Raw genomic sequence first — 24,690 nt, 5'->3', positions numbered from 1 at the left:
GTTCTTATTTTGCCACAGATGGGTTGGCTATGCTATACTTTTAAAAAATAATTGGAGTTCCAAATGGGACAGGAAAATCAAGTAGCAGTATTCATAGATTACGACAATATCGAGATCAGCGTGGAAGAAGCATTCGGTAAAGCCGCTGACGTGGATTGGAGTCGCATTTTCAAGCCGCCACTCAGCTGGGGCGGGTGGTCATGCGCCGTGCTTATGCAGATTGGGCTGAGTCCGCCGCCAAACAACGCCTGCTGCTCGGCATGGGCGTCGAGTTGGTGCATGTCAACAGCAAACGCGGCAAGAATGCCGCGGACATTCGGATTGTGATCGACGCTTTGGAATTATTCTACAGCGATAAAGATGCCTTTACGCATCTCGTGCTTGTTTCAGGAGATGGTGATTTCACAGAACTGGTTCACCGCCTGCGCGCGCATGGCAAGCATGTGATCGGTATTGGCATCAGCGGCACAAGCGCGGAATATCTTGTCAACGCCTGCGATAAATTTATTTATTACGATAAATGGCAGGGTGTGAATAAGTTCAAGAAACCGATCCAAAACAATCAGCCGCAAAACCCGCCCGCGCAGAAACAGAATAATGGCAACGGCTCCAAGCCACACCTTCCGACAGCCACCACACCTGAAGGAAAATTGGAACAATATTCAAATTTGCTTGCGGCGAAAAAGATCCGCGTTGCGAAAGGTGAGTATCGTCCACTGGTGATCTACAAAATTTATGAGTTGATCAAGAACTATCCCAATCAATTGACCTTCAACCAATTGAAGGAACAGGTCGAGGAATATTATTCCAGCCATGCGCCGAAAATAGATGCACAGGTCGTGCTGGATATTGCCCATCAACTCTTTCATACTTTCTGTTTTGAGTTCGATCCTGAAAGCCATGAACGTATTTTGAATCGCAAAATGTTTTTCGCGGCCGATATTCAAAAAGCATCTGACCTGCTTGAGAAATGTGACCGCAAACTTTTGCAATTGCTCGTATCTGATCTTGGTTCTCCCGAAAAGCTGGATGTGGAAGTTGCCGCGCTCATTTTATACGGCGGCGTTCGTACGATAAAAACCATTGAGCACATCGCTGATCTGGTCGCGGCGGAATAAAATCAGTTATAATCGCAAATATGATTTACAAATTTCTTGCAGGCAAATCTCCTCTCATCATCGGTGTGCGTGGCTTCATTTTCACATCACCTTCTGGAATCGCGCCTGTATGCTGAAAGAATGAAAGTAATTCGTCAACTTTCTCACGCCGCAGGCTGCCCTGTTATTTTAACGGCCTTTTTATTTATAACAACTGGAAATAACGGAAAACAAAATGGTACAACTTCAACTCGTAAACATCACGCTGGTTCTCGGTGCAAAACGCATCTTCGAAAATCTAAATTGGGAAATTCAGCACGGACAGAAGATCGGTCTAATCGGTGCGAATGGCGCGGGAAAATCTTCGCTCTTCAAAATGATCGAAGGCGAGCATTCTCCCGAAATGGGCGGAGTCATCACCCGCGCCCGACTCATTACAACGGGATATCTGTCTCAGTCACCCGAGCTTGATTCTTCGCTGACAGCGCTGGACGCCGCGCTCGCGGGCAATCCGCGTGTGGCGGAAGTCCATGCTGAATTGGAACGCGTGGAAAATAGTCTGGGCGATCCTGAAGTCTACGGCGATGAGCGTAAACTTCAACGCGCGCTTGAAGTACAGCATAAACTTGTTGAAGAATTTCACGCCCTCGGCGGCGACTCATATCCTGCGCGTGTGCGCGATCTACTGCTCGGGCTGGGACTCGCTCAAAGTGAACTGACCAAGCCCCTGTCCGTGTTGAGCGGGGGACAGAAAAAACTGGTCGGGCTGGCGCGTCTGCTTCTTGTCCGTCCAGACATCCTGCTACTGGATGAACCCGATAATCACCTTGATCTGCCCGGTAAATGTTCCTCGAAAAACTGATCCGCGAATACGAAGGGACAGTGGTGCTGATCTCGCATGACCGTTATTTGCTGGATGCCGCTGTTACGCACATCGCCGAATTGGAAGACGGCAAGCTGACTTTGTTCGAAGGTGATTATTCATCTTTCATTACAGACAAGGAACTGCGCCTGGCGCGGCAGGAGGAATTATTTCAAATCCAACAGCGCGGACTCGCCCGCATGGAAATGGCGATCAAGCGTTATCGGGTTTGGGTTCAGTTCAATGATAAATTTGCCACTCGCATCCATGCCATGGAGGCACGCATGGCGCGCGTGGAAAAGATCGAGAAACCAAATTTGGACCGCAAGCGCATGGACTTGCGCCTCAGCGGCTGGCGCGGTTCGAATAAAGTTTTGGAACTTGCTGGTATTTCAAAATCGTTCGGTTCAAGGAAAATATTTTCGGGTCTAAACGAAACCATCTGGCATGGAGAGCGTGTTGGATTGATCGGTCCGAACGGCGCAGGAAAATCCGTTCTGCTGCGAATGATCCTTGGCAAGGAAACGCCTGATTCAGGCGAAGTGAAAATTGGCCCCAGCATTTCGATTGGACATTACGCGCAGGAACATGAAACACTGGATTTCAATCAAACCGTTGTGGATGCTGTCCGCTATGCGGGTGAAATGAGCGAAGGGAGAGCCACCGCTTTTCTCCTGCATTATCTTTTTACCTATAAACAAGTTTCGCAAAAGATCGGCGAACTCTCAGGCGGCGAGCGCAGTCGTTTGCAGCTTGCGCTGGTGGTTTTATCCGGCGCGAACTTTTTGCTATTGGATGAACCCACGAATAATCTGGATATCGCTTCTGCCGAAGTGCTGGAACAGGCTCTCGAAGATTTTGTCGGCACGGTGCTGGTCATTTCACATGACCGTTATTTCCTTGACCGCACGGTTGAGCGGCTGCTTGTGATCGAAGATGGTCAGCTGGTTGAATATCAAGGCGGCTATAGCGATTATCTTGAAAAGAAAGATAAAAATCCATAAAGCCTTATGCTATACTCGGTTTACATCTCACAAAACATATAAAAATGGGAGTCTCCTATGCCGAAAAATATTGTGTTGACCCTGACAGGCCGCGATAAGATCGGGCTCGTTGACAATGTTACGAATGTGATCGCAAAGCGTACGGGCAATGTGATCGCCAGCCGCATGGCGCGTCTGGGCGGGGAATTTGCCATACTCATGCTGGTCTCTGTCCCTGATAGCGAGTTCGCAAATCTCGACCACGATTTTCAGCAAGTGCGCGGGGAGGGATATCAGGTCACTCTTTTGCAGACTGAAGACGATTCAAAGAAGTATGCGGGCTGGCTGCCTTATGAGATCGAAGTGACAGGCGCGGACCATGAAGGTATCATCCACGAGATATCGCATCATCTTGCCACGCAGAGCATCAACATCGAAAATATGGACACCAGTTCCGCCCCTGCGCCGATGAGCGGCACCCCCTTGTTTACAATGAAGGGGATTGTGCTTGTCCCGCCGCATTTGAACTTTCATGTCTTGAGTGATGAACTGGAAGAGATCGGCGATAAATTGAATGTGAATGTAAAAGTGGAAATGGTGAAGTAGGGAAAGAAAGCGAAAAGCAGAAGGCGGAAGGCAGTCAACCTGCCTTCCGCCTTTTGCTTTCTGGAACTACTCGTATCTAAATCTCATCACACCGATCGAAAAGAAGATCGCCGCAAACCCAAGCAAGACCCCTGCTTCGGGCAGAATTTGGATCAGGCTTCCGTTGCGTAAGACCAGATCCAGTAATCCCTGCATCGCCCATGTAGTCGGCAATATCTTGACGATGTTTTGCACAACAGCGGGGAATAGTTCCAGCGGATACCAGCATCCGCCCATGAGCGCCATGACCATGCCCATCATGATGCTTAATCCGCTGGCCTGACCTTCGGTCTTGATGAACGTTCCCATGGTTGTTCCGATCGCGCCAGCGGCCAATGCGGCGGCAGTAAGAATGACAAACAAAGCCAATGGCTCACGCCCCCAATTAAGTTTCATTACGAGGCTGCCAAATAGGATCAGCAGGGACATTTGCACAAGCGCCATGACCACCTGGCCGGAGATCGTGCCGAGCAGGTAGGTGGCTTTGCTGGTCGGTGTGGTCAGAACGCGGCGCAGCGTTCCCTGCTGACGTTCATAGGCAAATAAACCAGAGATTCCAAACAGCGGGATGAACACCCAGGTGATTAGCTGTCCCGCTGATGAACTGGCGCGTGGATCATATTCAATGCGGTCCGGGGTTGAGCCTTCAACAACGGTCACACGCTCGGGGGCATCCGCCTGCATGGTTTGAGCTAATTTCAATGCATCATCAAAATAGGCCTGACGGTCTGTTTCGGATTTAAATGCCCCGTTCTCTTCGGCTGTTTTTACCGCATTATTCGCGGCGTTGACCGCGCTGCTGACACTGCGCAGGGCTGTTTGCACGGCGCGCTCGGCGACAGTGGCATTTAGGTTGTTTGGCTGTTGGCGAAAATCAACCTGGGCCGTGCCGTCTTGAATGGCTTGTAGATCCAGGTCTGCGGGAATGACAAGTACCACCGTTGCGCGGCGTGAATCGAATTGGCTTTCGGCTTCATCCAGAGATAATACTTCGGGCCGTACCGCTGTGGATCTATCCAACTCAGCGATGATGTTTTGTGAGATGACAGTATTGGCTTGGTCTACAACGACAAGACGTACACGATTGTCGTCGTTATTGGATGGAGTTCCGCCCGCGAGCAGAAAAGTGAAGATAAGTGGCAGGATAATGAAGAACAGCAACTCTGATGAGCTTGCAAATCGGACGATGGCATCCTTCCAGGCGATGGCAAATAATTTTTTCATTTCTGCACCAAATTCTTTTTGCCGAATAGCACGACAGAAACCAAAAACAAGATCGTGCCCATCGTAAGCAGGGCAACTATCGGCGAGGAAAGATCCGCTAAAGTTCCTCCAAGTCCGAGGGTTGTAAATCCATCCAATGCCCATGCATTGGGAGTGATCTTGCTGAAAGTTTGAATCGCAGGCGGCATTTGATCGAGGCTGATGAAACTTCCGCCCATGATGCCAAAGATCAGCATGATGGCCGATCCGACGCTGGCAACTTGCGCGGGTGTGCGTGCAAGCGCGGTGATGAACATACCCCAGCCTGTTGCGCCAAAGACCGCCGCGAGCACAAGGATGATTACTCCGAACGGGTCGCCCCATTTGAGTTGAAAAAACAAGGATGATGCGCCGATGAGGATTAACATTTGCGCCGCGCCGGTCAGAAAAATTCCAAACACTTTTCCGCCCAGGATCTGTGTTGAGCTTGTCGGCGAAACCAGCAGGCGTGGCAGAGTGCCCTGCGCTTTTTCGGCAAGGATGGAGCGCCCGCCATAGCTGACTGTATACATCAGGAACATCAGCGCCATGCCCGGGGCGAGATAAGCGAGGATATCAAACTGCACCTCTTCGCCGTCAGCGGTGGATGAATTGATTGTGATCGCGAGCGCGCTGTCTGTTGTCTCGGTTTGCAATCTTTCGCCCATGGCGATGCCCGCGGCTTCGGCTTGATCGGGCGTAATGCGTCCGCTAAGCATGAGCTGCAAGATGGATACGCCGCCACTGAGACTGCCCTCATTCACACGGCTAAGAAATTCATCTACAACGGCTTTTACAATTCCCGCGCCTGTAGGTCTGGATGGGTTGGCGTACACTTCGATCTTTACAGGCTCTTGGACTGCGTCAGGGTTATCGAAATCACCTTGTTGCGGGATGATGGATCGGGTGAAGCCTTCCGGAATGATGACAACTGCCGCAGCTTCATCTTCGTCAATTAATTTTCGAGCCGCTTCTGGGTCGGACGAGGCGCTTGGCTCCATTAAATCGGCAAGTTCTTCCGAAGTGAATACATCTGCCAATGCGTTGCCCAATTGCTCATTATCCAAGTTAACGATGATGACGGGAATATCAGAGAGACCGCTGTTGTTATTGCCGCTGAAACGGCCTGTGACAAGACCAAGGCCGAGCGTAAGCACAAAAGGCGCGGCCAGCATGAGGATCAGCGCGGCTCGATCGCGGAATGCGAGTCGTAAATCTTTGATACCAATCAGAAATGTTTTTAGCATGGGAATCTCTTTTTCTGGGATTCAGGAGGTTGCTCCTGCGCATCCGACAGCGAGCTGTCGGTCTCCAAATTAATCACGTAACGCTCTGCCTGTAAGATGTAAAAATACCGCTTCGAGATTTGGCTCGCGGATATCGATCGAGCGGATCTTGATGCCGCGTTCGTTGGCTTTGCTCACTACTGAAGCAAGCACATCTTTTGCGGAGGGCGTGATGATGGAAATTTCGGCGCCAATTACATTCGCTTCAAGCACATCCGTAATCCCCTTGAATGACGGGATCAGCGCTTGCGGGTCATCGTTTTCATTGATATGCAAAATGAGCGTTTCAGATTGACCGACCTGTTGGGTCAGTTCTTTTTGCGAACCAATGGCGATCAACTCACCGTGGTCAATGATTCCGACCCGGTTGGAAAGCTCTTCGGCTTCTTCCATGTAGTGTGTAGTATAAAGCAACGTCATGCCTTGTTTGTTCAGGTCTTTGACCGTATCCAGAATCGCGCGGCGGGATTGCGGGTCAATGCCCACGGTAGGTTCATCCATGAACAGCAGACGCGGTTTGTGGAGCAAGCCCACGCCGATGTTGACGCGCCGCTTCATGCCGCCCGAATAGGTTTTGACCCTGTCTTTGGCTTTATCGGTCAAACCAATTTGCTCGAGGACTTCATCCACACGGGCATGGAGTGCTTTGCCGCTCAAGTTATACATTTGTCCCCAGAAGATCAGGTTCTCGCGGGCGGTCAGGTCTTCATACAGGGCAAGATCTTGCGGAACTACACCGATGACGCCACGTACTGCCATCGGGTCTTTTGTGACCGAGTGCCCGCCAATGACCGCGTCACCTGAAGTGGGTGTGTATAAAGTTGATAACATGGAAATGGTTGTGGTTTTCCCTGCGCCATTGGGGCCGAGCAGGCTGAATATTTCCCCTTCTTCGATATTGAACGAGACACCTTTTACAGCTTGAAAATCACCATAGTTTTTAACGAGGTTTTGGACTTCTAGGATTGATGTCATATTTACTCCTGAAAGAAATATAGCTTGTTTACGAATGTAAATGGAATAAGTTGCTTATTCTATTCTTTTGTAGTGCCTGAGCAATTCTTGAACTTCCCCATGCGGTAAAGCTTTGACCTTAACCTCGTTATGCCCGTCCATATCTTCAGCGGCTACCATTGAATTGATAATCGCCTCTTCTGTTGAAAGAGCCGCGGAGGCCAATAACGGGTCAAGATGATCATTAGATAGGGTTTGAATATTCGAGATTCCCTTTTCATCCTCATGCGTGGCATTAGAATTGGCTGTTGAGAATGCAAGGAAAATATCGCCAGAGCCGTTTCCGCCCATGCTGCCTGTGCGTGCCATTCCGAGCGTCGCGCGTTTTGCCAGTCGTTTGAGTTGATGGGGGAGCAGTGGCGCATCCGTTGCGATGATGACGATTAGCGAGCCGCTTTCTTGTGCGAATGGGTCTTCGCTTTCAGGCCATAGCATCCCTTCTTTTATATGCTTTCCTATTGGCACACCAGCTAATGTGAATTGATGCCTTCGTCCAAAATTGGATTGCACCAACGCACCCACTGTCCAGCCGCCGAGAGTCTCAGAGAGCTTGCGCGATGATGTGCCTGTGCCGCCCTTGAATTCGTAGCAGACCATGCCTGTCCCGCCGCCGATATTGCCCTCTTCGATTACTCCAGTCTTTGCAGAATCCAAAGCCTTCATTACGTGATGCTCTTTCACATGAAAACTGTTCATATCGTTCAGCCAGCCGTCTGCGGTTTCGCCTACTACAGGCAGCGACCATCTTTGATACATGGCATTATGCTTCAACTGCCATGCAATGATCGTATCGCGCACGATGCCGACGCTGTGTGAATTTGTGATCCCAATCGGACCTTCGAGCAGGCCGCCTTCTTCGATCCATGCCGCGCCGGTCATTTCGCCGTTGCCGTTGAATGAATGTACGCCCGCATAAACTGGCGTGTGGTTACCCTTGCCGCGCGGATGGATGACCGTCACCCCTGTCCGCGCTGAGCTGCCTTCGATAACGGTAGCATACCCAACGGTCACGCCTGAAACGTCTGTGATCGAGTTGAATGCCCCAGTTTTGCCATCCAATGGAATCCCCAGATCACGCGCCCGATGCTTCGTCATAAATTTTCCTTTGCGATCTTTACAAGTTGTTTTGCAATGTCTTGCATAATTTCATCCGGTACGCCATCCATTGCCTGCGATTGGACGCGCGTATCAATTTCATCATTGACATAATCCACGACGATCAGTTCCTTTGCCAGCGCAATCTCTGTGCTGAACCAGTCGAGTTTGCAAATGGATGCGATGCGCTTCGTGATGTCCCTCAGCCTGCCCAGGCGATACTGCGACTCTTCCTCCGCTGTGACATTGGCGTAAATGTGCGTAGTCGTGTCCCACCAGCATGGATACGTTTCGCCATTGGCATAGAAGATGCGGAACCACGCCGGCGTGCCTTTGATGATGCGCGGTGTGACATGCGCCTGAAGTAAATATTTTTGTTCAGGGAATTCCATGCGCGCCTGCAAGATTTCCTCAATGGATGATGCTCCGAGGATCACGCCTTCACCGCCGCCGCCATTCGACGGTTTGATGACAAAATTGTCGCCAAGTGGAGTCAGGTCAATTGGCTTAACCACGGGTTCTTCCAGAAATGGCGCCAGCAAAATAGTATAGGGTGTATGAATGCCGCTGTTGATCAATTCAAGGTGCATGGTTGCTTTATCTTCCGACCAGGCTGAGAATTCCAACGGATTGATCCTGCGCGCGCCGAATTCCTGCGCCCAGCGCGGGATCGGGTCGAAGATGGCTTCGCCCTGTCCGCGGTTCAAGAGCGTTTTGAAGGTTGTGATCCCCTTATAAAGCGCTGTGATCGATTCGAGTAAGTTATCCGGTTTGATCTGCCAGAGTGAAATTCCCTCTTCAATGCAGGCGCGTTCCACCATTCCAACAAAGACATCATCATATTCCCAGTACCAGGGCAGGCATAAGTCATATCGCATGGGGCGAATTATAGTCGAAGGTCAATTGGCATTAGGTCACAGGGTTTTGATTTTCGACCTTTGACCATCTTAATCACTGGTAAAATGGACGCACAAAATTCAAATAAGGATAAAAAATGAGCAAAGATACAGTACAGGATGGTCAGGTCGTTACAATGGAATATACATTACGCGTGGATGGAGAAGTGCTTGATTCTTCAGACGGCGTCGGTCCTTTGCAATTCCTCGCGGGTTATGACAACATTGTGCCCGGGCTTGAGCGTGAAATGATCGGTATGAAGATCGGCGAGAGCAAGGATGTTGTGGTTTCACCCGCCGATGGGTACGGCGAGTTCGACAACGAAGCCTTTATGGAAGTGCCGCGCAGCGAGTTCCCGGAAGATATGGAACTCGAGGAAGGCATTGAATTAAACGTGACCGATGAAGACGGCAAAAGTCAATATGCGCGCGTGGAAGGTATAACTGCTGAAACAGTGAATTTGGATTTCAACCACCCTCTCGCGGGCGCGGAGCTGCATTTCAGTGTGAAGGTCACTGCGCTGCGTGACCCCACCGAAGAGGAACTTGACCACGGGCATGTCCACGAAGAAGGACATCACCACTAAAATGAACGGCTCTGTAGTTATATAAAGAATCCTGCAAAGCCTTCCGTATGATTTTAATAAAAAAGAGTTGAAGTTTTTGCTTCAACTCTTTTTTATTTTCCCCTGCCGTTTGATTACTTCTCGAATACCGAAGCCGACAAGTACCAGCCCCAGAAGCACGCCGCCGAAATTGCTTATAAAATCGTAAACCAATTCCCATTGACTTCCAAACCAATATCCAAGGCCGCCGTAGAGCAGGATCCACATGATCTCACCGCTAATATCATAGATCAGAAAGCGTGTGAATTTATATCCACTCCCGCCCGCGATCAAATTTGTTGGAATTGCGATGGCTGTAATGAGCCAGCGCGTGAAAAAAATTGCCAGTCCCGCCTGTTTCTGAAAAGATATGCGCGCATTTCTCCATGTTGGAGATTTTCCGAACCGCCTTTGCATTGCATCTTTTGCATAATGACCCATGCCAAAGCTAAACATATCCCCAAGGATCGCACCGGCTAATCCGATCAATGCCGTACTGGGCCAACTCAATATTCCCTGTTGACTAAATGCGCCGGCGGCGATCAAAACCGCTGATGCGCCTACGGGCAAGCCCAGTGCTCCGAGCATTAAAATTAATCCAACAAGCGGTGAGCCATAATTAATGACTTGTGTGAGAAGAAAATCTGACATGTGTTCGTGTATTATGGCGCGGGGGCGGTCGGTGGCTGCGGGGCTGTTGGCGGAAGCGAAGCCTGATTCGCAAGGATCGTTTCTTTGATCGCGCTCACAACAAACCCGTCTTGACCGGGAAAATACTCATCGTTTATGGTTTTCAGGCTTTTATCATGATCTTTTTGCGGGGGAATATTCAACGCTTCAAAGATGATCTCAGGCGGCACCTGATATGTTCTCGCGATAAACGGAATCGTCATCCAATCACGGATCAGTTCAACATCTGTTTCCACCTTGCCTTGCGGCGGCGGACGATGACCGTGGCCATCGAATTTTTTGAAAGCTCGAAAGGCTCGCATCCCAAAGAATGCTGTGAAAATTATCCCGATGATGATCAGCCCGATCATCATCCAGCGTTGCCTTGTTCGTATTCCTGTCATTGAAGTTAATCCTTCCACTCCAGTTCAAAATCACCGATATGGACGGTATCGCCTTCCTGCACACCTGCTTCACGCAGGGCTTTATCTACACCCAGTTTTTCCATTAATTTTTGGAATCGGCGCAGAGATCCATCGTGCTCCCAATAGGTCATCTTTGCGGAGCGTTCAATGGCTACACCGCTGACTCTCCATTTATTTCCTTCTTCCTGCTGGATCTCGAACTGGTTCGGGTCAACGGGCGGCCGATACACTGGAATTGATTCTTCCAGTTCTTCCGCAGGCAGTTCAGACAGCTTGCGATAGGCGGCGATTAAAATATCACGCGTGTTTGTACGAGCCATCGCAGAAGCGGTGATCAATTCGATTTTTTTCTTTTTGAAACTAGCCTTGATCGTTTTTAATCGTTCCTGTACATCGGGCTGGTCAATTTTATTAAGCACAACGATCTGCGGTTTTTTTGCAAGGTTCGGGTCGAAGAGCGCCAGCTCGCTGTTGATCTGGCTGAAGTCTGCCAGCGGATCTTCACCCAGGCCGTCCACCATGTGAATGAGCACACGGGTGCGTTGAATATGACGCAGGAAATCATGACCGAGTCCCGCGCCTTCCGCCGCGCCTTCGATCAAGCCTGGAATGTCCGCCATCACAACAGTGGTGTCATCATCAATGTGGGCAACGCCGAGGTTGGGTTCAAGGGTGGTGAACGGGTAGTCGCCGATTTTCGGCTTGGCATTCGTCAATGCCGCGAGCAGGGTGGATTTCCCAGCGTTGGGCAGGCCGATGATGCCGATATCAGCGATCAGCTTAAGTTCGAGGCGAAGCATTTTCTCCTCGTGGGGTTCGCCTCGTTCCGCCATCCGCGGAGCCTGGTTGCGTGAGGTGGCGTAATGCTGGTTGCCCAGTCCGCCGCGACCGCCTTTGCATACCAATAATTGCTGACCCGGGGTAGTGAGATCCCCAAGCAGGGAACCGCTTTCGGCATCATAGATGACTGTGCCGGGTGGGACATAAATAATAAGGTCTTTTCCGCCGCGCCCGGTCTTTTCTGAACCGCCGCCGTTCTTGCCGGGGTCAGCCGAAAACTTTTCATTTTGACGAAACGCCGAAAGAGTATTAAGTGTAGCCTTGACCTCAAAAATGACATTGCCGCCCCTGCCGCCGTCGCCGCCATCGGGACCGCCAAGGGGTACAAATTTCTCGCGGCGGAAGTGAACCATTCCGTCTCCGCCTTTGCCTGATTTTACGTGGATATTGACTTGATCTATAAACATGCCTCCATTATACATGCGCGCAGGATGGAATTCCCCTATATTGTGAAACTCAGGATATTTTCCTGAGTTTGTTTTTGTTATTGACCATTCTTGTAGTAAGATTATCGTGTTTAATAAAAAAATGTATGCGATATTGAGAGGCTGAAAATGGAAGAGCAGGATGTTTTTAATGATCAAATGTCCCCTCAACAAGGGGTGTTTTTGATTGTAAACCGCCAAATGATCCCTCTTATAAAAAAGATAACGACAATAGGTCGTCATCTTAGTAACGATCTTGTTTTTCATGAAGAATTTTTATCTCGTTACCATGCTGAAATTATTAATGAGGATGGGAGATACGTGCTGTACGATAAGAATTCCACAAGCGGTACCTTTGTGAACGGTAAAAATATAGAGAAGTGCGTACTTAACTCCGGGGATTTGATATCTTTTGCAAACATCAACATCATGTTTTTAAACAACAATGCCAAGATCCAGATCAAGGCGACCGGAACAACGCAAAACCTGCGCAATCCTTCAGAGACTTGAGGAATTTCAAAATGGATGAGCGTAAAGTCCCGGTGATTCTTGTGATTGATGATGAACCAGCCATTCGACTGGGGATCGTGATCGCGATCCGCAGGCATGGATTTCAAGTCATCGAGGCGGTGGATGGCCGGGATGGTTTGCAAAAGGCCAGAGAGTTTTTGCCGGATGTGATCATTTCTGATGTAATGATGCCGCCTCCGGATGGCTTTGAAATGAAAAAAATTCTAAACGCAGATCCAACGTCAGCTTCAATTCCATTTATTTTCCTTACCGCGCGCTCGAATCAGAATGACCGAATTACCGGCATCCGCGATGGGGCTGATGACTACATTGCCAAGCCTTTTGTTATGGAGGAATTATTAGCGCGGCTGGATGGACTGTTACGGCGGGTCAGTGCTGAGCGGGAGCGGGGCCGGGCGCAAATGGCGGAGATCGCCCACCAGGAAATGGTTAAGCAGCGTGATGAGATCCTGCAGAACTTTCATCATGAATTGCGTACGCCCTTAATGAACATCATGACCCCCCTGGAATTGGCTGTCAATAATAAATTTTCCGATCCTGACATGCAAAGCGAATTTTTGCGAAAAGCGCTTTCAAATGTAGACCGCTTGGATTCGCTTGTTTCGGATATTATCATCCTGTCCAACGCCGATCTTGGGAACCTGAATTCCGTTCGGCAGCGTATCGATCTTGATCTGCATGTTTTGCATCCGATTTATAAACGTCTTGAAAAATACGCTAATAAGAGATTGACCTTTACGCATCATATTGTGAATGGGGGCGAGGTGATGGCTCCACGGAAGGAGTTTACCCACTCAGTTGTACATTTACTGGATAATGCCTTTAAGTACAGCCCTGAAAATGGGAAGGTACACCTGGAAATGATCACCGGCCCCAATGGTGGGGTCAAGATCGTGGTCACCGATGAAGGTCCGGGGATTCCTGAAGAGCAGCTCGATAGGGTTTTTGAAAAGTTTTACCAGATCAGCCAGGGCGATACCAGAGCTTATGAAGGGCTTGGCGTGGGGCTTGCGATCGCGCGGGCTGTGTTCCAACATTTTGGGGGGAGTGTTCATATCGTAAATGGATCGGCGGGCTGTGAAGTGGTCGCTGTCTATCCGGATATTCGGGACGAAGATGTGGTTTATGGACGATAAAGCTATTCCCATCCGCAATTTGCTTTCTGAGATGAAAACAAGGATCGAAAAGCAAAATAAAAGCTGGAATGTCGAGCAGTTTGGGCGGGATCTGTTTGAGCAAACCGGGGAATGCATTTTTATTATTGGCATGGATCTGAATTATTTGGCCGCCAATCAACATGCGCTGACCCTGTTGGGGTATGGCGAACAGGAGATCATTGGGATGCATGTCAGCAATGTCATCTCAATTGGCGAGCTGCTGGAACAGAAAATATCGAGAGGCGATCAGGCGGATATTTACGAGAGGATCCTCAAAAAAAAAGACGGATCCTTGATCCCGGTTGAGATCAGCACCTCGCTTGTTTATGATGGGGATGGACAGCCAAGTTATATTCAAAGCATTGCACGAGATATTTCAGAGCGCAAAGCGTCTGAAAAAATAATAAAGAGGAACAGCCGTATTCTTTCTGTGATCAGTGAGGCGACAGCGCGGTTGTTCCGATCTCCTAACATTGAGTCGGGCATCTCGGAAGTGTTGGAATCTTTGGGACATGCCTTGGATATGTTCTGTTGTGTGATCTTCGAGATCGAGCAATTTTCCGGCACGCCCCAGATAATGGTTCAGTACAGTTGGTCGGAATTCGATGAAAGTGATTTTGATCCCGAAAAAGCCATTCGCCCCTTCGTTAATAGAATGAGTCTCGATCCCAATTCAGCTCTTTCAGAAGTGAAAATTAGCGGTGCAAGGATCGTGCCGGAATATTCCTTTCTGGCGATCCCCATTTTAGGTACTTTTGGATCACAGGGATTTTTGGGCATGTTCGATCGCGACAGCAGCCTTTCGTGGTTGTTGTCAGATTTCGATGTGGTGCAGACCGCGACAAATCTGATCGGCGCGGCGCTGCAGCGAATTCAGTATGAAGAGACGATCCGCTTGAATGAATTCCGCAATCGCATGATCGTGGAATCTTTTCCTGATTTGTTGGTTCGGATCAATGCCGATGGTGTGATCCTCGATTACAACGCCAGCCCCAACCATCCCTTGTTCATTCATCGTGACATGATCACCGGCAGAAAAATCATCGAGACCTGGCCCGAAGGGATTGTCGCCAGAATTTTGGGTGATGAAAACAAGCATTTCTTCACAAGCGACCATTGGCTGGAAGGATTCCAATTGCCATTCAGCAGCAGTGTGTATGAGTCCAGGCTGCATCCGATCAACCCCGGCGAAGCGTTGATCATTGTCCGTGATATCACGGATATGGTTCGCCTTAACGAAATGAAAACGGATTTTATCAACCGCGCTTCCCACGAATTGCGAACGCCGCTCACAGCCGTTATTTTGATGGCCGATCTCATTCAACAGGGTGGAACAGGGGAGGAGTTGGATGAATATTGGCGTATTCTGAGGAATGAACTTGATCGTCAGAAAAAATTAATCGATAGTTTGTTGATGGCGGGGCGGCTCGAGAGCGGCATGGTGAAATTAGACGCGGTACCGTTGGATATTATCCCTGTGCTGGAGGATGCGATCCAGGCGGTCAGGCCGATCGCGAATATGAAATATATTGACCTGATCCTGGACGCACCGCGAGGACCTGTGAATATATTTGGCGATAACGGCGCGCTTCAACAGGTATTCATTAATTTGATCACCAATGCCACCAAGTTTTCACCTGAAGACAGCAAGGTGCTGATTGCGGTTCTTTTTTCGGAAGGATTTGTAAATGTGTCTGTGAGCGATCGCGGGATGGGCATCGCGGAGGATGCCATTCCGCATTTGTTCGAAAAATTCTATCGTGCGAAAAATGTCACGGTCGCTGAAATTCCCGGGAGCGGTATCGGTTTGTATATTGTTAAATCGATTGTAGAGGAATTAGGCGGCGATATTGAGGTCAAAAGCAAGTTGAATAATGGGACTACGTTCATTGTCCGCTTGCGACCTGTGATTTGATCTGTCCTTTAGTATATTCTTCCAGCCGAAGGACCCTGTATCCGATTGGCAATTTTTAATATTTCACTGCCATGTACAGGCCGGCTGAGCAGGAACCCCTGGATTTTGTCGCAATGCCTTGCTTTCAAAAAATCAAGCTGGTTGTTGGTTTCCACACCTTCGGCAACCACCTGAAGATTCATTGTGTGCCCCATTGCAATGATCGCTGTTGTGATTGCATCGCTGTTATTGTTTGCCGCAATATCTTTTATAAATGACTTGTCTATTTTTAGAACATTAAGTGGAAGGTCCTTTAGATAACTGAGAGATGAATAGCCGTTGCCAAAATCATCCAATGCCACGCGAATCCCAAAAGCACTCAATTCATTCAGGATTTTCAGACTGTACTTATAATCTTTCAGGGCTACGCTTTCGGTGATCTCCAATAGCAGTCCATCCGGCGCAAGCCCGCTTTCCGCCAAAATATTTTTGACAGTCTTAACCAGGTTCGGGTCTTGGAATTGACGTCCGGAGATATTTACCGAAACCCATAAATTGGGGTAAGCGGTTTTTCTCCACTCCATTACCTGTGTGCAGGCGGCTCGCAGGACAAATTCACCAATTTGCAGGATGAATCCGGTTTCTTCAGCGACATTGATGAATTCGAGCGGGGCGACCATGCCGCGCACAGGGTGATTCCAGCGCACCAACGCCTCAACCCCCAGCATTTTGCTGTCGGTCATTGAAATGATGGGCTGATATTCCACCAGCCACTCCTGGTGTTCCACCGCATGCCGCAGCTCGCCTTCCAATTCAAGCAGGGCGACAGCGCTGGTATACATGGCCGAATCGAATAATTGATGACGATTCCCTCCCAACGCCTTGGCTCGATACATGGCTGTGTCTGCGTCCCGCAGATAATCTTCCGGTTTGGCATGATTCGCGTCACTGATGGTGATGCCAATACTCGCAGTTGTAGACCGCTTCACTGAGTCAAGCATGGAAGTTGAAACCAGTCGTCCACAGATCCGTTCTGCTACTCGGATGGCGTCACTCGCGTCGTTGACCTCATTGAGCAGGATCGCAAATTCATCTCCTCCCAGCCGCGAGACGGTGTCGCCCGGCCGCATACATTGTTGCAAACGCTGGGCGGTTGCGATGAGGAGTTGATCTCCAACCGCGTGCCCGAGGCTGTCATTGACAACTTTAAAGCGGTCAAGGTCAACGAATAAGACCGCGAAAAGGAGGTTGGGATGCCGTTTTGTATGTTCGATCCTAAGCGTCAGTCGGTCCATGAAGAGCGCCCGGTTCGGTAAGCCGGTCAACATATCGTGAAGGGCGTCATGGGCCAGGCGCATTTCCGCCAGCTTGCGGGCGGTAATGTCTGTTTGCGATCCTGCCATGCGGTAGGCGACTCCTTTTGCATCACGCACTGCCAGTCCACGACAAAGCACCCACACATCGCTGCCATTAATATGCAGGATTCGATATTCGCTTTGAAAATGAGCGGTTTTCCCCTTAATATGGGAGGCAAGGCTTTCCTGAACTTTCTTAAGATCGTTCGGATGAATCCTTTTCAACCATTCATCCGGGTTACTGCCAATTTCTTCCTCCTTGTACCCGAGCATGGCTTTCCAGCGCGGAGAGAAGTAGATTTCGTTCTTTTTTAAATTCCAATCCCAAAGGCCGTCATTCGCTCCGCGTGCGGCCAGTTCATAGCGTTCTTCGCTTTCCCGCAATTTTTTTTCCATACTGTGTTTATAGAGAGCCATTTCAACCGCGATGGCCAATTCATGTTCTTGAAAGGGCTTGAGGATGTATCCGTATGGTTGGGCTTGACTGGCGCGTTCAATGGTGGCCTGATTGGCAAAGGCAGTTAAAAAAATTACCGGCAGATCGAACTGCGTTCGTATTTGTATGGCGGCTTCAATGCCATCCATTTCACCCTTAAGGCCGATATCCATCAGAATCAGATCGGGATGCAGTCCTCTAACTTTTTTTAGCGCGTCTTCTCCATGGTCTGCGTGACCCACTACGGTATACCCCAAACTTTCCAAACTGGTTTGAATATCCAGCGAGATAATGTGTTCATCTTCAACGATTAGTATGTTTGCTTTCGACACATCATTCTCCATCAGGCATTAGAACTCTTTCATAAATGCTCGCGATGGCGGACCGCGAGAGAGATTAATTGACTTTGCAAGAGCACAAACACGAAATCACTTCCTTCTGGTGAGTGTATATCCGGATTCTGAACTGCCGATAAAATCGTTTTCATGCGCGGATCGCGGAAACACTTATGGTGGAGCGGACCATTTTCCGTTATATGGGATTGAATATATGGGAAATTCCCAGTTCTCAACTCTTATTTGTCATTATATTGCATCTGTCTATCAAGATAAATAGAAAAAATGCCAAATACACCAGTTAACAAAATTGTAAGGGTGGAAGTTGTTGTCATAACTGATGTCTATCAGCCTGATGGTAGGGGCATTTCACTGCTCTTGAAGTGTGCAAAGAAATCTTTAATCACTCTCTTTACGGTATCAACTTTTCACTGTGGCTCTGTCATCTGCCGTTTCCCGGTACCCTTCCACCCGGTTTCTGCCGGCAGCTTTGGCTGTGTACAGCGCGTTATCTGCGCAGGTTATTAACTGATCCATGCTTTTTCTTTTTTCATCTATCTCGGCGACTCCGATGCTGAGAGTGGCTGTGACCGGGACTGTCTCTTCCCCGAACGGATAGTCAGCCACGCTCTTTCGGATTCTTTCAGCGACCTGACAGGCTTCACTCAAACCAGTCTCTGGCATCAGCACGATAAACTCCTCGCCGCCATAGCGCGCCGCAATATCTACAGTTCGGATCGAGTTCTTGATCCGCGCGGCGATTTCACGCAGCACCAGGTCACCCACGGAATGACCATAGGTGTCGTTGATGTTCTTGAAACGATCGATATCCACCATCATGATCGAGAGCGTTCGTTGGAAGCGTTGAATGCGCTTAAACTCTTTCCTGGCCGCATCAAAGAAATAACGGCGGTTGTTCATTTCAGTTAATGGATCGGTCATCGCAAGATATTGTGTTTGTTCAAATAACTGCGCGTTTTCGATGGCGATGGCCGCCTGGCTGGCAAAGGCCATGATCCTTTCGGAATGTAGTGGGGTGAAGAACCCGGGCGCTGCGCTGATCACATTGATAATGCCCGCCATGTGCCCGCGGATTTGAATGGGAGCGCTAATAAAGGAGCGGACCCAGCCCATGCCCGCGATCGCGCGCCAGCGTGAGTCGGTCTGCGTATCAGGGATCAGGCATGGCAGGCCTGTCTTGATCATTTCAATTAAAATTGGAGTGTTGATCAGGTTGGCTTGCGTATTTCCTAATTGTGGTTGATTTCCTGTTGTTGGAAATGTGCCGCTGCGTTGAAGGATCTTGCGAACGGAATGCCCCTCGATCAACAAGACCATTGCCGCATCATAGCTGACCAATTTTTCAATGTTGTTGAGCACATGGTTCAAAACTTCATCCAATTTCAATGTGCTGGTTAAGGCCGCGGAAGTATCTAGTAACGCCTCGGCCAATTGTCGTTGTTCATGCTCGACTTGTTCGAGGATCTTGCGCTGTGTGATATTTCGCCCAACCCCTACCAGGCCGGAAATCTTTCCCGACGAGTCTTTTATGGGGGAAAGTGTTGTGTAAACATGCAGCGGGTTTTCTTTTGTGCCGCCAGACCATTCATAGGAGACGATCTCTCCGGATAAGGCACGGTTATTCATTTCTTCATGAATTTTGGCGAAGTTGTCTCCTAATACTTCGCGCGAGGTCTTTCCCAAAAACATTTCCGGGGTCATACCCGCTTTTTCGACCCACGAGCCAAAAACACCGCTATGGCGTTTTTCAAGATCGAGTGTAAAGACAATATCATCCATTGATTCAACCAGCAAACGGAACTTTTCCTCGCTGCGTCTGAGCGCTTCCGCAGCCCGCTTGTTCTCGGTGATATTGATGAATGAAGCCATCATACAGACCGGTTGTCCATCCTTTTTTCTGACAAGATGAGCCGATACTTGAACATCCAAATGGGTCCCGTGGCGATCTTTTGCTGACATTTCGCCGATCCATCCGTCTTTACTGGTTATGGCTTCCATCACCTCGCCGGCCTGGTCTTCAGATTTCCAAAAGGCGATTACCGGCTGCCCCAGTACTTCGGAAATATGCTCGTAGCCCCACAATTTTAGAAAAGCCTGGTTTACATAGGTCAGGCGTCCGGAGAGGTCTGACATGGCAATTGCGTTGATCGAGGAGGCAATTGCAGTTTCTTTGACGATCAACTCTTCCTCTGCCTGCTTGCGCTCACTGATGTCGTGATAAATGGATTGGTATGTTCCATAGGGCATCATTTTTGTATGCATTTCGACTTGAGTAAATGTGCCATCCGGCGCAGAAGATTACGCTCACTGATGACAGTTTCCCCTTTTTGCAGCAGGTCGAATCTGAAGGGTTTATTTTTAATTTCCTGCGGGTCGAATAGCGCACTGACATGCAAACCGATCAGGTTTGCCAAAGTCCTGCCGGTTAAATTCAGCATATAGGAATTTGCCCCAATGATGATGCCTTCATGTGAACCGAGCAGGACTCCATCAGCAGCAAGTTCAATTAACTCACGGTAACGGGTCTCGCTCTGCTTTAACTCTATTTCCGCCCGCTTGCTTTCTGTGATATCGCGGATGATGACTCCACTTAGCGTTTCACGTTCGGTATTGATGGCAAACCCGTTACTTTGAATTATGCGGCGTGCTCCTTGCAGATCTTCGATCTCCCTAACTGTCATTTGATCCGGGTTGCTATACCCAGTTTCTACCGCATGCTTCCACTTATCTTTGTTATCTTCCTCTGAAATTTTAGACTTTGTCTCTTTGGGCCACAAACGGAAAGTGATATCTGCGGCTGACTGCCCGAGGACGTCTGAACGCTTCAAGCCAGTGATTTGTTCCATGGCCGGATTCCACTCAATGATATTTCCACGGCTGTCATTGAGAACGATTCCATCTGATGCGTGCTCGACCACCTTGCGGAACTTGCTCTCGCTTTCGCGCAATTTATATTCCATGCCGTGTTTATAAAGCGCCATTTCAATGGCGATGGTCAGATCATTTTCTTCAAATGGTTTGAGGATGTATCCAAACGCTTCGGCCTCGCGCGCCCGTTCAAGGGTGGATTGGTTGGCGAAGGCGGTTAGAAATATGACGGGCAGATCGAACTGCGCCCGTATTTGGGTCGCCGCTTCGATGCCGTCTATTTCGCCCTTCAGGCCGATATCCATCATCACCAGGTCGGGGCGGAGTTCGGCGGCCTTTAGAATGGCATCCCTGCCATTGTCTGTATGCCCCACGACAATATAGCCGCAGGATCCAAGGGTGGCTTGAATATCCAGAGCAATGATCTGCTCATCCTCGACGATCAATATGCGCGCATTTGACATATTCCCTCCATGACCTACACCTTGAATGAAACCTGAAAAGCTGTTCCAGATGAGCTTTCAACCACTAAAGTGCCGTCTATTTGCTTCACCAAACTATTAACCAATTGTAATCCAAGCGATTTATTTTTTAGGATATCCAACCCGGCTGGGAGCCCAATGCCGTCATCTGCAACTCTCAGGATGAGAGTCTGATCGGGTTCAGCGTGCAGATCAATCCAGATCGATCCGTCTCGTCCATCAGGGAAGGCATATTTCAAGGTGTTGGTCATCAATTCGTTTAGGATCAACCCGCAGGGTACGGCGTAGTCGAGGTCAAGAGAGACTTGATCGGCATGAATGTTCAGGCGAATATTTCCCAGGGTGCGCTGATACGAACGGAAGAGGTCTTTTGTCAGGCTTTGAACGTATTCGGCAAAATCGATCTTTGCCAGGCTTTGTGATTGATACAGTTTTTCGTGGATCAAGGCCATGGAGCGCACCCGCGACTGACTGTCTCGTAAGGCCCGCAGCGTGCCGGTATCTTTAACTTGATCTTTTTGCAGGTTGAGCAGGCTTGAGATGATCTGCAGGTTATTTTTTACGCGGTGGTGAACTTCTTTGAGCAGGACCTCTTTTTCTCTGAGTGTTTCACGGATGCGAGACTCAGTTTGCGTTCGGGTAATAATTTCCTTCTGGGCTTGATCATATAAACGGGAACTCTTGATCGCAGTTGCCACCTGGTTGGCGAAGACACTTAATCCGGATGTGTCTTCTTGTCTAAGGTCGGACCCCCAGACTGCAAGGATCCCAATCACATCCTCTTCACAGATCATGGGCAGGTAACAGGTTGGATCATTTGGATTCATCCCAACCATTTCGAATGAACGTGTAAAGATATCCTTGGGGATATAGGGGAACATCCTGGCAGTGCTTCCGATCATGTCTGGATCCCAATACGGAGCCTTATCAGTGACCGCCTTATCTGTAGGCCATAAATGGCGGGGTATCGTGATCTCTTTTGGCCAAAAGGCACCCAGCTTTTCAGCCCAGGCAGTGATTTCATTTGAAGTTGTAAGATATTCGAGTTTCATTTCCTGCTTGGCTTCATCAAACGTGCCGACCATACAGTTCACGCGGATCTTTTTCAATTCATTGCCCAACGTTTCAAACACCTGCATTAAATCCGATGTGGTCTCCAAACGGGCGGCTACATTGGATAGCGCCATGATGATGTTGTTTGTGCGGGTTAGCTCATTCGCACGTCGGGTTTCAAATTCATAAGCAAGGGCGTTTTGGAGGACGCTGGCCACCTGACTGGCAAAGATGGCAAAAACCGCGCCATCCGATGGATGGAGGTCGACTCCCCAGATTAACATGGCTCCGATCGTCCGTTCCCGCCCAACCAGCGGGAGCATGCATAATTGAGTTTCCGGTTTGAAGCCCAGCATGTGGAGAGCCTTTTTTGCGATCGAATTGGGGATTGCGGGAAACATTCCGCGGATCATATCTCCCGGATCTGAATACCAGACAGGAATGCGCTCCTGGATGGCTGTGTCATCCGGCCAATATTGTTTCGGTACGACGTAGTTTTTTGCCGATACGCCGGCTAATTTCTCAACGGCCTGGATGAGCGCGCGATTAAATGAAAGGTATTGTATCTTTGCCGCGGCTCCGTCCGGGTCAATGGTAACGATCCCGCAATCCAAACCGAGACCCTTTAATTCAGAACCCAGAGTATCAAACATCTTATCTGAATCTGAGGTGATTTCCAAAATGGAGGCCACTTTGGAAAGTGCGATAACGAGACTGTTTACGCGAACCAATTCGGAGGATCGAAGGATTTCTGCTTCATAAAGAGCAGCTTTTTCGATTGACCAGGCAACCTGGTTTGCGAACATATTAAGCGGCGCAATATCGGTTTCGCGAAGATCATCGCCCCATACACCCATCAACCCCAATACCCGCTCCCTGGCTACCAGACGCACAAGGATGGTGGTCACATCCAGTTTTAACCCGATCAGTCCCATGATTTGTTTTATCTTTTGAGAAAACTCCTGGTCTTCAAAAGAGGATATCCCTTTTATTAGTTGATCTCGATAGCTGTTTTCTTTGCCTTCGACCAGTTTGTATAACTTCAAAAAACGATCCCGCTTCAAGCGGTACCCAATGACCCTGTCTCCTAAAAGTCTTCCAATGCCTGCCAGCGCATTTTCTCCGCTATGTACATAGCTGACCACCAATTCATTGGAATCTGGTTCGAGCTGCGCGATAAAGCATTTCAAACCCATTGCATATAATTCACTACCCATAATATCCAGGACCCGCGCTGGTTCAGTTGTTCCCTGAATATTGCCCATTGCTTGTGCCAATGCAGATAAAAAAGAATTGGTATGTTGAAGTTCCTGGGTGCGCTCCTGGAGCGATTTCTCCATCAACTCTCGTTTGGTAATATTTCGCAGTACGACCACCCGCCCGACGGATTCCTGATAGGTGTCGAGTAATTTTGAACTGCTTATATCGTACGTGTATTCCAATCCATCGACCTGCATGGCGGCTTCTCCCACCGGAACATTTATGCCGGATTGGCTGGAAATCAAAGCAGCTCCTTGCGGCCAGATTTTGGAAATATTTTGTTTTAGCGCGTTTTTACTGTCGCTGCCAAGGATGTGTTGGGCTGCAGCGTTTATATCTATAAGCCGATCCTGCTGGTCCAGGATCAAGACTCCGTCCTGCATCTGGTCAATGACCGTTTCGCGTGCGGAAGATAACACACTTCCAAAGCGCAGATCAAAGACGGCCCAAAAGGCAATCAGAGTAATACTTGCAATGGCAAGTTGATGGATTGAAAGGGGCTGAATTGGATGGATGCCGGCCAACTCCAAGGCTGCCACCAACGCCAGGAGATTTGGGCCAACCAGCAAAGGCAGCGCCATCATCCGTAAAACCGGATTCGATTTGGAAAAGAAGCGCAGCAAAACAAGGCTTGAAAATATCGCCACCCCGTAGACAAAAATAATAAAGAGCGATCCCGGCAGCCCGCTTGTAAAGGGGGAAAGCATCAGGGAACCGACAATTTTCATTGCTGTGGGATCCATGACGGACCCTTGGATCCAGAGTGCCGTCATCATTGGCAGGTAAGCGCATGGCAGGGCGATTATCAAGATGAGATTGCGGAGCCGGATCCAGGCTGAATGGCGGGTGAATATAAACACAAATATCAGCCAGAAAACACAGAAAAGGGTATAAAAAAATATCTGGGCCAGAGAAATAAAGTGAACCATTGTGAGCGTTGGTTTGATCCAATACAACAAATACCCGACCAGTTCAAGCGCCTGGCTGAACAGGATCAATCCGGCCCAGAGCGCCAACCCTGTTCGATATCGAAGGACCAAATAAAGCCCGGCTTCGATCGAAGTGAGAATCGAAAGGAAAATTATGGATAAAATAAAATAATAATGAACAGGAATCATGCTTTCTGTTTCCTTTGGATGGAACTTATACCGCTATTGCCAAAATTTCCCGGATTAGTCTGAGCATCCATCGCGACGATGCCTTTGTCCTCAAAG

Annotated in this window: 20 protein-coding genes; 8 read left to right on the top strand and 12 right to left on the bottom strand. The window is 49.0% G+C overall.

Going from position 1 to position 24,690, the window contains the following annotated elements; genetic code table 11:
• The first annotated feature begins 155 nt into the window (after positions 1 to 155).
• From IPL17_RS06485 to IPL17_RS06470, 4 genes are all read left to right on the top strand, one after another.
• Positions 156 to 1,118, top strand: a complete 963-nt coding sequence (locus tag IPL17_RS06485; RefSeq protein ID WP_345306262.1) for an NYN domain-containing protein — start codon at positions 156 to 158, stop codon at positions 1,116 to 1,118.
• A gap of 214 nt (positions 1,119 to 1,332) precedes the next feature.
• Positions 1,333 to 1,959, top strand: a complete 627-nt coding sequence (locus tag IPL17_RS06480; protein ID WP_345306261.1) for an ATP-binding cassette domain-containing protein — start codon at positions 1,333 to 1,335, stop codon at positions 1,957 to 1,959.
• Positions 1,941 to 2,963, top strand: a complete 1,023-nt coding sequence (locus tag IPL17_RS06475) for an ABC-F family ATP-binding cassette domain-containing protein (protein ID WP_345306260.1) — start codon at positions 1,941 to 1,943, stop codon at positions 2,961 to 2,963. Before IPL17_RS06480 ends, IPL17_RS06475 begins: the two co-directional genes overlap by 19 nt.
• A gap of 57 nt (positions 2,964 to 3,020) precedes the next feature.
• Positions 3,021 to 3,548 (top strand): ACT domain-containing protein, encoded by a 528-nt coding sequence (locus IPL17_RS06470; protein WP_345306259.1) that lies wholly within the window; start codon positions 3,021 to 3,023, stop codon positions 3,546 to 3,548.
• Between the two features lie 66 nt (positions 3,549 to 3,614).
• Here the strand turns inward: IPL17_RS06470 and IPL17_RS06465 are convergent, their stop codons facing one another.
• The 5 genes from IPL17_RS06465 to IPL17_RS06445 form a co-directional block, all read right to left on the bottom strand.
• Positions 3,615 to 4,811: an ABC transporter permease gene (locus IPL17_RS06465; protein ID WP_345306258.1), complete on the bottom strand. Its 1,197-nt coding sequence runs from the start codon at positions 4,809 to 4,811 to the stop codon at positions 3,615 to 3,617.
• Positions 4,808 to 6,076: an ABC transporter permease gene (locus IPL17_RS06460; protein WP_345306257.1), complete on the bottom strand. Its 1,269-nt coding sequence runs from the start codon at positions 6,074 to 6,076 to the stop codon at positions 4,808 to 4,810. The genes IPL17_RS06465 and IPL17_RS06460 overlap by 4 nt, the downstream gene beginning before the upstream one ends.
• Before the next feature lie 69 nt (positions 6,077 to 6,145).
• A complete protein-coding gene (locus IPL17_RS06455; RefSeq protein WP_345306336.1) occupies positions 6,146 to 7,081 on the bottom strand; it encodes an ATP-binding cassette domain-containing protein in 936 nt (311 codons plus the stop codon).
• Between the two features lie 63 nt (positions 7,082 to 7,144).
• Positions 7,145 to 8,224 carry a P1 family peptidase gene (locus IPL17_RS06450; RefSeq protein WP_345306256.1) on the bottom strand — a complete coding sequence of 360 codons (1,080 nt, stop codon included), beginning with the start codon at positions 8,222 to 8,224 and terminating at the stop codon, positions 7,145 to 7,147.
• Positions 8,221 to 9,102, bottom strand: coding sequence for a hypothetical protein (locus tag IPL17_RS06445; RefSeq protein WP_345306255.1), 882 nt, complete (start codon positions 9,100 to 9,102; stop codon positions 8,221 to 8,223). Before IPL17_RS06445 ends, IPL17_RS06450 begins: the two co-directional genes overlap by 4 nt.
• Positions 9,103 to 9,218: 116 nt before the next feature.
• Here IPL17_RS06445 and IPL17_RS06440 point away from each other — a divergent pair, with 116 nt between their 5' ends.
• Positions 9,219 to 9,707: a peptidylprolyl isomerase gene (locus IPL17_RS06440; protein WP_345306254.1), complete on the top strand. Its 489-nt coding sequence runs from the start codon at positions 9,219 to 9,221 to the stop codon at positions 9,705 to 9,707.
• A gap of 81 nt (positions 9,708 to 9,788) precedes the next feature.
• Here IPL17_RS06440 and IPL17_RS06435 read toward each other — a convergent pair whose 3' ends face one another.
• Genes IPL17_RS06435 through obgE form a run of 3 tightly spaced genes read right to left on the bottom strand, consistent with a single transcriptional unit; the run spans position 9,789 to position 12,066 of the window.
• Complete coding sequence (locus tag IPL17_RS06435; protein ID WP_345306253.1) at positions 9,789 to 10,376, bottom strand: VTT domain-containing protein; 588 nt, start codon at positions 10,374 to 10,376, stop codon at positions 9,789 to 9,791.
• Positions 10,377 to 10,387: 11 nt separating this feature from the next.
• The gene (locus IPL17_RS06430; RefSeq protein ID WP_345306252.1) at positions 10,388 to 10,798 is read right to left on the bottom strand and encodes a hypothetical protein; all 411 of its coding nucleotides are present in this window, start codon (positions 10,796 to 10,798) and stop codon (positions 10,388 to 10,390) included.
• Between the two features lie 5 nt (positions 10,799 to 10,803).
• A complete protein-coding gene (obgE, locus tag IPL17_RS06425) occupies positions 10,804 to 12,066 on the bottom strand; it encodes a GTPase ObgE (protein ID WP_345306251.1) in 1,263 nt (420 codons plus the stop codon).
• A 147-nt stretch (positions 12,067 to 12,213) separates the two neighbouring features.
• Between obgE and IPL17_RS06420 the strand changes: the two genes are divergently transcribed.
• Genes IPL17_RS06420 through IPL17_RS06410 form a run of 3 tightly spaced genes read left to right on the top strand, consistent with a single transcriptional unit; the run spans position 12,214 to position 15,687 of the window.
• On the top strand, positions 12,214 to 12,594 hold the full coding sequence (locus IPL17_RS06420) for an FHA domain-containing protein (RefSeq protein ID WP_345306250.1): 381 nt from the start codon (positions 12,214 to 12,216) through the stop codon (positions 12,592 to 12,594).
• 11 nt (positions 12,595 to 12,605) lie between these two features.
• A complete protein-coding gene (locus IPL17_RS06415; RefSeq protein ID WP_345306249.1) occupies positions 12,606 to 13,751 on the top strand; it encodes a response regulator in 1,146 nt (381 codons plus the stop codon).
• Positions 13,741 to 15,687, top strand: coding sequence for an ATP-binding protein (locus IPL17_RS06410; protein ID WP_345306248.1), 1,947 nt, complete (start codon positions 13,741 to 13,743; stop codon positions 15,685 to 15,687). Before IPL17_RS06415 ends, IPL17_RS06410 begins: the two co-directional genes overlap by 11 nt.
• Positions 15,688 to 15,695: 8 nt before the next feature.
• Here the strand turns inward: IPL17_RS06410 and IPL17_RS06405 are convergent, their stop codons facing one another.
• From IPL17_RS06405 to IPL17_RS06390, 4 genes are all read right to left on the bottom strand, one after another.
• Complete coding sequence (locus tag IPL17_RS06405) at positions 15,696 to 17,789, bottom strand: EAL domain-containing protein (RefSeq protein WP_345306247.1); 2,094 nt, start codon at positions 17,787 to 17,789, stop codon at positions 15,696 to 15,698.
• A 423-nt stretch (positions 17,790 to 18,212) separates the two neighbouring features.
• Positions 18,213 to 20,075 (bottom strand): diguanylate cyclase, encoded by a 1,863-nt coding sequence (locus IPL17_RS06400; protein ID WP_345306246.1) that lies wholly within the window; start codon positions 20,073 to 20,075, stop codon positions 18,213 to 18,215.
• Positions 20,060 to 21,145, bottom strand: coding sequence for a PAS domain S-box protein (locus tag IPL17_RS06395; protein WP_345306245.1), 1,086 nt, complete (start codon positions 21,143 to 21,145; stop codon positions 20,060 to 20,062). The genes IPL17_RS06400 and IPL17_RS06395 overlap by 16 nt, the downstream gene beginning before the upstream one ends.
• 14 nt (positions 21,146 to 21,159) lie before the next feature.
• Entirely contained in the window at positions 21,160 to 24,594 is a 3,435-nt protein-coding gene (locus IPL17_RS06390; protein WP_345306244.1) for a histidine kinase dimerization/phosphoacceptor domain -containing protein, read from the bottom strand.
• Between the last annotated feature and the right edge of the window lie 96 nt (positions 24,595 to 24,690).

Source organism: Candidatus Villigracilis saccharophilus (assembly GCF_016711665.1).
The sequence above is the reverse complement of the archived record's forward strand: the minus strand, read 5'-3'. Positions and strand labels throughout refer to the sequence as shown.

What these genes read in the sequence shown, in the direction of transcription:
- IPL17_RS06480 (WP_345306261.1), top strand. Translation starts at nt 1,333, where the DNA reads ATGGTACAACTTCAACTCGTAAACATCACGCTGGTTCTCGGTGCAAAA.
- IPL17_RS06475 (WP_345306260.1), top strand. Translation starts at nt 1,941, where the DNA reads ATGTTCCTCGAAAAACTGATCCGCGAATACGAAGGGACAGTGGTGCTG.
- IPL17_RS06470 (WP_345306259.1), top strand. Translation starts at nt 3,021, where the DNA reads ATGCCGAAAAATATTGTGTTGACCCTGACAGGCCGCGATAAGATCGGG.
- IPL17_RS06465 (WP_345306258.1), bottom strand. Translation starts at nt 4,811, where the DNA reads ATGAAAAAATTATTTGCCATCGCCTGGAAGGATGCCATCGTCCGATTT.
- IPL17_RS06460 (WP_345306257.1), bottom strand. Translation starts at nt 6,076, where the DNA reads ATGCTAAAAACATTTCTGATTGGTATCAAAGATTTACGACTCGCATTC.
- IPL17_RS06450 (WP_345306256.1), bottom strand. Translation starts at nt 8,224, where the DNA reads ATGACGAAGCATCGGGCGCGTGATCTGGGGATTCCATTGGATGGCAAA.
- IPL17_RS06445 (WP_345306255.1), bottom strand. Translation starts at nt 9,102, where the DNA reads ATGCGATATGACTTATGCCTGCCCTGGTACTGGGAATATGATGATGTC.
- IPL17_RS06440 (WP_345306254.1), top strand. Translation starts at nt 9,219, where the DNA reads ATGAGCAAAGATACAGTACAGGATGGTCAGGTCGTTACAATGGAATAT.
- IPL17_RS06435 (WP_345306253.1), bottom strand. Translation starts at nt 10,376, where the DNA reads ATGTCAGATTTTCTTCTCACACAAGTCATTAATTATGGCTCACCGCTT.
- IPL17_RS06430 (WP_345306252.1), bottom strand. Translation starts at nt 10,798, where the DNA reads ATGACAGGAATACGAACAAGGCAACGCTGGATGATGATCGGGCTGATC.
- obgE (WP_345306251.1), bottom strand. Translation starts at nt 12,066, where the DNA reads ATGTTTATAGATCAAGTCAATATCCACGTAAAATCAGGCAAAGGCGGA.
- IPL17_RS06420 (WP_345306250.1), top strand. Translation starts at nt 12,214, where the DNA reads ATGGAAGAGCAGGATGTTTTTAATGATCAAATGTCCCCTCAACAAGGG.
- IPL17_RS06415 (WP_345306249.1), top strand. Translation starts at nt 12,606, where the DNA reads ATGGATGAGCGTAAAGTCCCGGTGATTCTTGTGATTGATGATGAACCA.
- IPL17_RS06410 (WP_345306248.1), top strand. Translation starts at nt 13,741, where the DNA reads ATGGACGATAAAGCTATTCCCATCCGCAATTTGCTTTCTGAGATGAAA.
- IPL17_RS06400 (WP_345306246.1), bottom strand. Translation starts at nt 20,075, where the DNA reads ATGCATACAAAAATGATGCCCTATGGAACATACCAATCCATTTATCAC.
- IPL17_RS06395 (WP_345306245.1), bottom strand. Translation starts at nt 21,145, where the DNA reads ATGTCAAATGCGCGCATATTGATCGTCGAGGATGAGCAGATCATTGCT.
- IPL17_RS06390 (WP_345306244.1), bottom strand. Translation starts at nt 24,594, where the DNA reads ATGATTCCTGTTCATTATTATTTTATTTTATCCATAATTTTCCTTTCG.